The organism is Nocardioides pacificus (genome assembly GCF_054775955.1).
Genome location: NZ_BAAHCI010000015.1, coordinates 1022988 through 1031353, shown reverse-complemented (window position 1 = coordinate 1031353; position 8366 = coordinate 1022988). Strand labels below are relative to the sequence as shown.

6 protein-coding genes and 1 rRNA gene are annotated in these 8366 nt (G+C 70.6%); 4 read left to right on the top strand and 3 right to left on the bottom strand.

Annotated elements, in window-relative coordinates; all coding sequences use genetic code 11:
* From ACYU7L_RS23415 to tyrS, 3 genes are all read right to left on the bottom strand, one after another.
* Nucleotides 1-83 (bottom strand): 16S ribosomal RNA (locus ACYU7L_RS23415); the annotation flags it as partial.
* A gap of 579 nt (nucleotides 84-662) precedes the next feature.
* A complete protein-coding gene (locus ACYU7L_RS23410) occupies nucleotides 663-1700 on the bottom strand; it encodes an alpha-hydroxy acid oxidase (RefSeq protein WP_460801705.1) in 1038 nt (345 codons plus the stop codon).
* A 9-nt stretch (nucleotides 1701-1709) separates the two neighbouring features.
* Nucleotides 1710-2978 carry a tyrosine--tRNA ligase gene (gene tyrS / locus ACYU7L_RS23405; RefSeq protein ID WP_460801702.1) on the bottom strand — a complete coding sequence of 423 codons (1269 nt, stop codon included), beginning with the start codon at nucleotides 2976-2978 and terminating at the stop codon, nucleotides 1710-1712.
* Between the two features lie 122 nt (nucleotides 2979-3100).
* Between tyrS and ACYU7L_RS23400 the strand changes: the two genes are divergently transcribed.
* Genes ACYU7L_RS23400 through ACYU7L_RS23385 form a run of 4 tightly spaced genes read left to right on the top strand, consistent with a single transcriptional unit; the run spans nucleotide 3101 to nucleotide 8266 of the window.
* The gene (locus ACYU7L_RS23400; protein ID WP_460801700.1) at nucleotides 3101-4633 is read left to right on the top strand and encodes a pyridoxal phosphate-dependent decarboxylase family protein; all 1533 of its coding nucleotides are present in this window, start codon (nucleotides 3101-3103) and stop codon (nucleotides 4631-4633) included.
* On the top strand, nucleotides 4633-5931 hold the full coding sequence (locus ACYU7L_RS23395; protein WP_460801698.1) for a lysine N(6)-hydroxylase/L-ornithine N(5)-oxygenase family protein: 1299 nt from the start codon (nucleotides 4633-4635) through the stop codon (nucleotides 5929-5931). The genes ACYU7L_RS23400 and ACYU7L_RS23395 overlap by 1 nt, the downstream gene beginning before the upstream one ends.
* Nucleotides 5928-6476 carry a GNAT family N-acetyltransferase gene (locus ACYU7L_RS23390; protein ID WP_460801696.1) on the top strand — a complete coding sequence of 183 codons (549 nt, stop codon included), beginning with the start codon at nucleotides 5928-5930 and terminating at the stop codon, nucleotides 6474-6476. The genes ACYU7L_RS23395 and ACYU7L_RS23390 overlap by 4 nt, the downstream gene beginning before the upstream one ends.
* Entirely contained in the window at nucleotides 6473-8266 is a 1794-nt protein-coding gene (locus tag ACYU7L_RS23385) for an IucA/IucC family protein (RefSeq protein ID WP_460801694.1), read from the top strand. Before ACYU7L_RS23390 ends, ACYU7L_RS23385 begins: the two co-directional genes overlap by 4 nt.
* Nucleotides 8267-8366 lie beyond the last annotated feature (100 nt).

Genomic DNA, 8366 nt, shown 5'->3' with positions numbered 1-8366 from the left:
CCGAAAGGGCCTTACCGCTCGACTTGCATGTGTTAAGCACGCCGCCAGCGTTCGTCCTGAGCCAGGATCAAACTCTCCGTTGAAAAACAACACACAACCAACCCCAAAAGGGCCAGATGTGAAAAAAGAGCCAAAACCCCAGCAAGAACAACCACTGACAAGTTATCACTAACTCATCAACATAATCCTTGCCAAAGACCATCAACCACCCCAGCACCCCCACCAAAAAAGGCAGGAACACCATCAGGCAGCCGACAGGGCATTCAAACTAATTCGTCGACTAATATGACACACTGTTGAGTTCTCAAACATCACACGCGCACCACCCCAACCACCACCCATCCAGGTGACGATCAGGCGCCGGGGCAACCTGCAGAAACTTACCCGAACCGAACCACCCGGTCAAACCGAGCCGAACCCCTCGAGCCTCACCCCACACCAACAACCCGGCCCGACCAGCCCCGCCACAAGGACGAACACCAGCACCACCGGGGAATCAGCAGAAGCGGCCAACCAGAGAGCCGGGAGCCCCGCCCATCTTCCAGGGCCTTGCTCCCCGCCGCTCTCGGCGACAGACAGAACATTATGGGGAGGTTGCCGAAACATCAAATCGAGATGACGTGACCCGGCCCACAGTCGCGTTTGCGCAGGTCAGAAGGGGGTTACTCGCTCAGGATGGCCAGTCCCCGGGCGTCTGCGACGCTCCGGGACCCCGAGAGCCGCAGCGCCTCGGTCGTCTGCGTGGCCAGCTCGCCATGCCAGGCGGTCACGCCTGCCTCCCCGTCGACCAGTGCATAGAGGGGCGGACGCCCGAGGAAGACCGCCTGGGCGCCCAGCGCGCAGGCGGTCAGCACATCCAGGCCGGTGCGCACTCCCCCGTCGACGTACACCTCCGCCTGATCCCCCACTGCCTTCGCGACCGCGGGGAGCGCAGAGGCAGTGGAGACCGCGCGGTCGAGCTGGCGCCCGCCGTGGTTGGAGACCCAGACCGCGGCAGCCCCCGCCTGGACGCAGCGCAGCGCGTCGTCCGGGCGGAGCACGCCCTTGACCACCACCGGCAGGCCGGTCAGTGCCCCCACCCAGCCGATGTCGTGAGGGCCGAGGTCGAGCGCCTTCTCCGAGCCGGGCTGCTGGTCGTATCCCGGGTCGAAGTTCACCCTCAGCAGGCTCCGGTCGACGCTCTCCCACACCGTCGCCTCGCCGCGGCGGTACTTCGTGCCCACGACGGGGGTGTCGACAGTGAGCACCACGGCGCGGGCGCCGGCCGCCACGGCCCGGGCCAGGAGGGGCTCGGCGAGGGTGCGGTCGGAGGACAGGTAGGCCTGGAGCCACCAGTGCACGCCCGTCTCCCCGATGTGCGCGAACGGGGTGCCGGCGTTGCTCGAGACGACCATGACCGAACCGGCATCGGCAGTGGCTCGTGCCACCGCGAGCTCGCCATCGGGGTGGACCGCCCGCTGGAACGTCGTGGGCGCCACTCCCCAGGGGACCTCGACCTCGTGCCCGAGCAGCGTCACGCCCAGGTCCACGTCGGTCACGTCGCGCAGGACACGCGGGTGCAGGCGCACCTGCTCCCAGGCTCGGGTGGCCTCCGCCGTGGTGGCTCCCTCACGGGCCCCCTGCACGACGTACTCGAAGACCTCGGGCGCGAGCCGGTCGCGCGCCCGCGCCTCGAGGGACTCAGGCCACCCGGCGCTCACGCCCGCACCTCAGCCGACCTCGACGCCGGCGAGGTTGCGCTTGCCGCGGCGCAGCACGAGCCACGTCCCGCCGATCAGGTCCTCGCGGGACGGGACGTGGTCGGGGTCGCCGACCCGCACGTTGTTCACGTAGGCCCCACCCTCAGAGACGGTGCGACGGGCATCGCCCTTGCTCTTGGAGAGTCCCGTCGCGACCAGCAGGTCCACCACGGTGGGCAGCTCGTGGGCCCCGTCCACGCTGACCGAGCCGGCCTCTCGCAAGGCAGCGCCGAGCGTCGCGGGGCTCAGGGTAGCGAGCTCGCCGCCACCGAAGAGCGCCGCGGAGGCGGCCTTGATCCGCTCGGTCTCCTCGGCGCCGTGGACCAGGGTCGTCACGTGCTCGGCGAGGGCCTTCTGCCCGGCCCGCAAGAACGGCTTCTCGGCCGTCTGCGCGTCCAGCTCCTCGATCTCCTCGCGCGAGAGGAACGTGAACACGCGCAGCAGCTCTCCCACCTTCTCGTCCTCGACGTTGAGCCAGAACTGGTAGAAGGCGTACGGCGAGAGCATCTCGGGGTCGAGCCACAGGGCGCCGCCCTCGGTCTTGCCGTACTTGGTGCCGTCCGCCTTGGTCATCAGCGGGGTGGCGATCGCGTGCACCTTGCCGCCGTCGGTACGACGGATCAGGTCCACCCCTGCCGTGAGGTTGCCCCACTGGTCGCTGCCGCCGAACTGCAGCGTCACACCGAAGTCGCGGTAGAGGTTGAGGTAGTCCATCGACTGCAGCAGGACGTAGCTGAACTCGGTGAAGCTGATGCCGTCCTCGAGGCGGCTGCGGACGACGTCGCGGGCAAGCATCCGGTTGACCGGGAAGTGCTTGCCGATGTCGCGCAGGAAGTCGATCACCGACATGGACGCGGTCCAGTCGTAGTTGTTGACCATGGTGGCTGCGTGCGGCCCCTCGAAGGAGAGGAACGGCTCGATCTGCGCGCGCACCCGCTCGACCCACTGCTTGACGGTGTCGAGGGAGTTCATGATCCGCTCGCCGGACTCCTTGGGGTCACCGATCGTTCCGGTGGCCCCGCCCACCAGGGCGAAGGGCGTGTGCCCCGCCTCCTGCAGCCGTCGGGCGGTGAGGATCTGGACCAGGTGTCCCATGTGCAGGCTGGGGGCGGTCGGGTCGAAGCCCACGTAGAACCGCACGCTGCCCTCGGCCAGCGCCGCGCGGAGCGCGTCGCGGTCGGTCGAGTGGGCGATGAGTCCGCGCCACTCGAGCTCGTCGAGGACATTCTGGGCGGTCACGGGGGTTCCTTCCGGTCGGGTCGTCACGTCGGGCCCAGTGTGCCGCATCCGCCAGGGTTGACAGGCACCCGATGGCGTCTGCTTAGGTTTGCCTAACCTAACTCAATCTCTCGGAGGACCACGTGAGCTCGGCACTGCCCCCATCCCCTGTCTCGACCCCTCGACCCGACGACGCAGGAGCCCCGTCCCCGGAGCGCGGGGACCGTCGTCCTGTCCCCGCTCTCCTCGACGCGACCTCCGCGGAGGCCCTGGCCGACCAGCTCGACCTGGCCCGGACGCTGATCACGGACACGTTCGCCTCGGCGGCCCGCCCCTTCTCCGGCACCACCCCGCGAGACGGCCGACGCGCGGTCGGAGCGATCGACCTGGACGCCCCTCTGCGCGACACCGCCGCGGCGCTCGACGAGGTGCGCGACCTCTACCTCGAGCACGCCGTGTTCTTCCACCACCCGCACTACCAGGCCCACCTCAACTGTCCGGTCGCCATCCCCGCCGTCGTCGCCGACGTGATCGCCACGGCCGTGAACTCCTCGATGGACACCTGGGACCAGAGCGGACCGGCCACCCACATGGAGCGTCGCCTCGTCGAGTGGACCGCGGAGCGGATCGGGCTCGGCCCCCGCGCCGACGGGATCTTCACCAGCGGCGGCACCCAGTCCAACCTGCAGGCCCTGCTGCTGGCTCGCGGCGAGGCACTCGCCTCCGGTGCCGACCTCGCCGACCTCCGCATCGTCACGACCGGCCACGCACACTTCAGCAGCCGCAAGTCGGCCATGGTCCTGGGGCTCGGCGAGGACGCGGTCGTCAGCATCGCCACCGACCCCGTCGGCCGGATGGATCCGGCCGACCTCGACACCGTGCTCGTCGCCCTGCGCGGCGAGGGCCTGCACCCGATGGCGGTGGTGGCCACCGCCGGCACCACCGACCTGGGATCCATCGACCCCCTGCCCTCGATCGCCCGCGCCTGTCGGCGGCACGGCGTCTGGCTGCACGTCGACGCGGCGTACGGCGGGGGGCTGCTCGCCTCGCGGCGCCGCCGGCACCTGCTGACCGGCATCGAGCGCGCCGACTCCGTGACCGTCGACTTCCACAAGACGTTCTTCCAGCCGGTCGCGTCCAGCGCGCTGATCGTGGCCGACGCCGCCACGCTGGGCCACGTCACGCACCACGCGGCCTACCTCAACCCGCAGCGCGACGTGCTCGAGGAGATCCCCAACCAGGTCGACAAGAGCCTGCAGACGACCCGGCGCTTCGACGCGCTCAAGCTCTGGATGACCTTGCGGGTGCTCGGGCCGGACCGGCTGGGCGAGCTGTTCGACACCGTCATCGATCTGGCCGCCGACGTGCGTGACGCGCTCGAGGGCGACCCCGACTTCGCCGTGGTCACCGGCACCGACCTCAGCACCGTGCTGTTCCGCTTCGAGGAGTCGGGGGTGGCCGCCGACGTGCTGGACGAGGTCAACAAGACCGCCCGCGACCTGTTGTTCCGCAGCGGGCTGGGCGCGGTCGCCCGGACGGTGCTAGGGGGACGGACCTGGCTCAAGCTGACCCTGCTCAACCCCGCCACCACCCTCGGCGACGTCGACCACGTGCTCGACCTGGTGCGCGGGCACGCTCGCGCCTCGCTGGCCGCCCACGAGGCGGGTGCCGCCTGATGCGCATCCACGACTTCGTCGCGATCGGACTGGGTCCGTTCAACCTCGGCCTCGCCTGTCTGGCCGAGCCGCTGCTCGACCTGGACGGCGTCTTCCTCGAGGCGCGCGGGGAGTTCCGCTGGCACCCCGGGATGATGCTCGACGACGCCACGCTGCAGGTGCCGTTCCTGGCCGACCTGGTCACGATGGCCGACCCCGCCTCGCCGTTCTCGTTCCTCAGCTACCTCAAGCAGAAGGGGCGGCTCTACCCCTTCTACGTGCGGGAGTCGTTCTTCCCCCTGCGCAGCGAGTACGACGACTACTGCCGCTGGGCGGTGGCCCAGCTGCGCTCGATCGAGTTCCACCGCGAGGTGGCCGAGGTCACCTGGGACGAGGAGTCCAAGTCGTACGCCGTGCGGAGCATCGACCCGCGCGACCAGAGCGAGCACGTGCACCACGGCCGCCGCCTGGTGCTGGGTGTGGGCACCACGCCACACGTCCCGGAGCCGCTGCTCGGCCTCGACGGCCCGGTCACGCACAGCGCCGGCTACCTCGCCGCCCGCGAGGAGCTGCTGACCCGCGACGACGTCACGGTCGTCGGGAGCGGGCAGAGCGCCGCGGAGATCGTCAGCGACCTGCTGGCCTCCGCGCCGCGCACACAACACCTGCGCTGGGTGACCCGCAGCCCGCGCTTCTTCCCGCTGGAGTACACCAAGCTCACCCTGGAGCTGACCTCGCCGGAGTACAGCCGGCACTTCCAGTCGCTGCCGGCCGAGAGGCGCGCCGACATCCTGCGCTCGCAGGTCGGCCTCTACAAGGGGATCAGCGGCGACCTCGTCGACCGGCTGCACGAGCAGCTCTACCGCCGCAGCCTCACCGACGCCGCTCCCCCACAGCTGCTGACCGCCTCCGAGGTCACCGCCGTCGAGCACGACGGGGTCCGGCACCGGCTGCACGTGCGCCATACCGAGCTGGAGGAGTGCTACGAGCTGGACACGGAGGCGCTGGTGCTGGCCACCGGCTACTCCGGGCGGCTGCCGGGCTTCCTGGCGCCGATCCACGACCGCCTGCACCTCGACGAGCAGGGTCGCCCGCTCGCGAGCCCCGACTTCGCCGTCGACGTCACCGGCGCCGGCGTGTTCGTGCAGAACGCCGAGCTGCACACCCACGGCCTGGTCGCGCCCGACCTGGGCATGGGTGCCTGGCGCAACTCGGTGATCCTGGCGCAGATGCTCGGCCACGAGCCCTACCCGGTGGAGCGCCGGGTGGCGTTCCAGGAGTTCGGCGTGCCGGTGTCCACGAGGGAGCTCGTCCGATGACCGCCGCCACCCGCCGCACCCTGACCTCACGCCCGCTCGTCGTCGACGACGACCTCGAGATGCTGCACCGCTGGGTGACCCACGAGCGCTCCCGCTTCTGGCAGATGCAGGGCGCGAGCCTCGACGACGTACGGCGTGAGTACGCCGCGATCGTCGCGAACCCGCACCACGACGCCAGGATCGGGCTCCTCGACGGCGAGCCGGCCTACCTGATGGAGACCTACGACCCCGCCCGGCACGAGCTCGCCCAGCACACCCGGCTGTGGCCCGGAGACCTGGGGATGCACTTCCTGGTGGCTCCGCCGGACCCGGGCGTGGCGCCGGTCCACGGGTTCACCCGGGCGGTCATCGAGGCGGTGCTGCTGGAGTGCTTCGCCGACCCGGAGGTACGCCGCGTGGTCGTCGAGCCAGACGCGCACAACGGGCGCGTGCACGCCCTCAACGCGGCGATGGGCTTCGTCGTCGAGCGCGAGATCACCCTGTCCGGCAAGCAGGCGCTGCTCAGCGTCTGCACCCGAGCGGCCTTCGAGGCGAGGACCCGATGACGACGACCACCCCGGACACCACCCATCTGACGCCCGAGCGGATGACCGCGGCGCACCGGGCCCAGGTGGCCAAGTCGCTCGCCGAGCTCGCCCACGAGGAGCTGCTCCGGCCCGAGCCCGACGGCGCGGGTGGCTGGCGGGTGACGTCCGACGACGGCGCGGCCACCTGGCGCTACCGCGCGCGACGGCTGCCCCTGGACCACTGGATCGTCGATGCCTCCTCCGTGCAGCGGCTCGTGGACGGGCGCGAGACGCCGGTCGACGCCCAGCGTCTCGTCCTCGACCTGCAGACCTCGCTCGGGCTGAGCGACACCGTGCTCCCCACCTATCTCGAGGAGATCGCCTCCACGCTGGCCGGTCGCGCCTGGAAGCTGCGCCCCGAGGCACCGACGTCGGCCGAGCTCCTCGACGCCGACTTCCAGCAGGTCGAGGCAGCGATGAGCGAGGGCCACCCCTGCTTCGTCGCCAACAACGGCCGGATCGGCTTCGGCGTCGACGACTACCACGCCTACACCCCCGAGACCGGCGCCCGGCTGCGGCTGGAGTGGCTCGCGGTGCGCGCCGACCGGAGCGTCTATGCCGGCGTCGCGGGGCTGGAGGACCAGCGCACCCTGCTCGCCGACCAGCTCGACGCGGGCGAGCTCGACGGCTTCGAGAAGCGGCTGAGAGACCTCGGCCTCGACCCGACAGACTATCTGCTGATGCCCTGCCACCCCTGGCAGTGGCGCAACAAGATCGCGGTCACCTTCGCCCCCCAGGTGGCGGCGCTCGAGATCGTGCACCTGGGGACCGGCGCCGACCGCTTCCAGGCGCAGCAGTCGGTGCGCACGTTCTTCGACGTCGACCGTCCCGAGCGCCACTACGTGAAGACCTCGCTGTCGGTGCTCAACATGGGCTTCATGCGCGGCCTGTCACCGGCCTACATGGCGGTCACGCCCGCGATCAACAGCTGGGTGGACGCGCTGGTGCGCGACGACGAGGTGCTCGCGCGACACGGGTTCTCCGTGCTGCGCGAGGTGGCCGCGGTCGGCTACCGCCACCCTCTCTATGAGGAGGTGGCCCGGCGCACCGGACCCTCGCCGTACACCAAGATGCTCTCGGCGCTGTGGCGCGAGAGCCCCCTCGACCGGATCGACGACCAGGAGCGGCTCGCCACGATGGCCTCGCTGCTGCACGTCGACGCCGCGGGCACGCCGTACGTCGCGGAGCTGGTGCGGGCCTCCGGACTGCCGGCGTCGGCCTGGGTGGCCCGCTATCTCGACGCCTATCTGGTGCCGGTCCTGCACTGCTTCTATGCGCACGGCCTGGTCTTCATGCCCCATGGGGAGAACCTGATCCTGGTGCTGCGCGACCACATCCCGGTCCGGGCGGTGATGAAGGACATCGGCGAGGAGGTCGGCCTCTTCCCCACCGCGGCGCACCGGCGCGACCAGCTGCCCGAGGACGTCCGACGCATCGCCGCGGACCTGCCCGAGGAGCAGCAGCTGCTGGCGATCTGGTCCGACGTCATGGACTGCTTCCTGCGGTTCCTGGCCGGCCTGCTCGACGAGGCGGAGGTGCTCACCGCCGAGGACTTCTGGGCCGAGGCGGCCGCCTGCGCGCGCCGCTACCAGGCCGAGCATCCCGAGCTCGCCGACCGCTTCGCGTGCCACGATCTCTTCGCCGAGCGGATCCCGCGGATGTGCATGAACCGGCTCCAGCTGCGCGACAACCAGCAGATGGTGGACCTCGCCGACCCGTCGAGCGCCCTCGCGCTGGCCGGGCCGCTGGAGAACCCGCTGGCCCGCTGAGGCAGGCGTGTGGCGTGCCCCACCGGGGGGTACACAGGAGGGCGGCAGCCTCGGCGAGGACGCCTACGATGGCCAGACCCCCCGGTGGAAGGTTCGAACA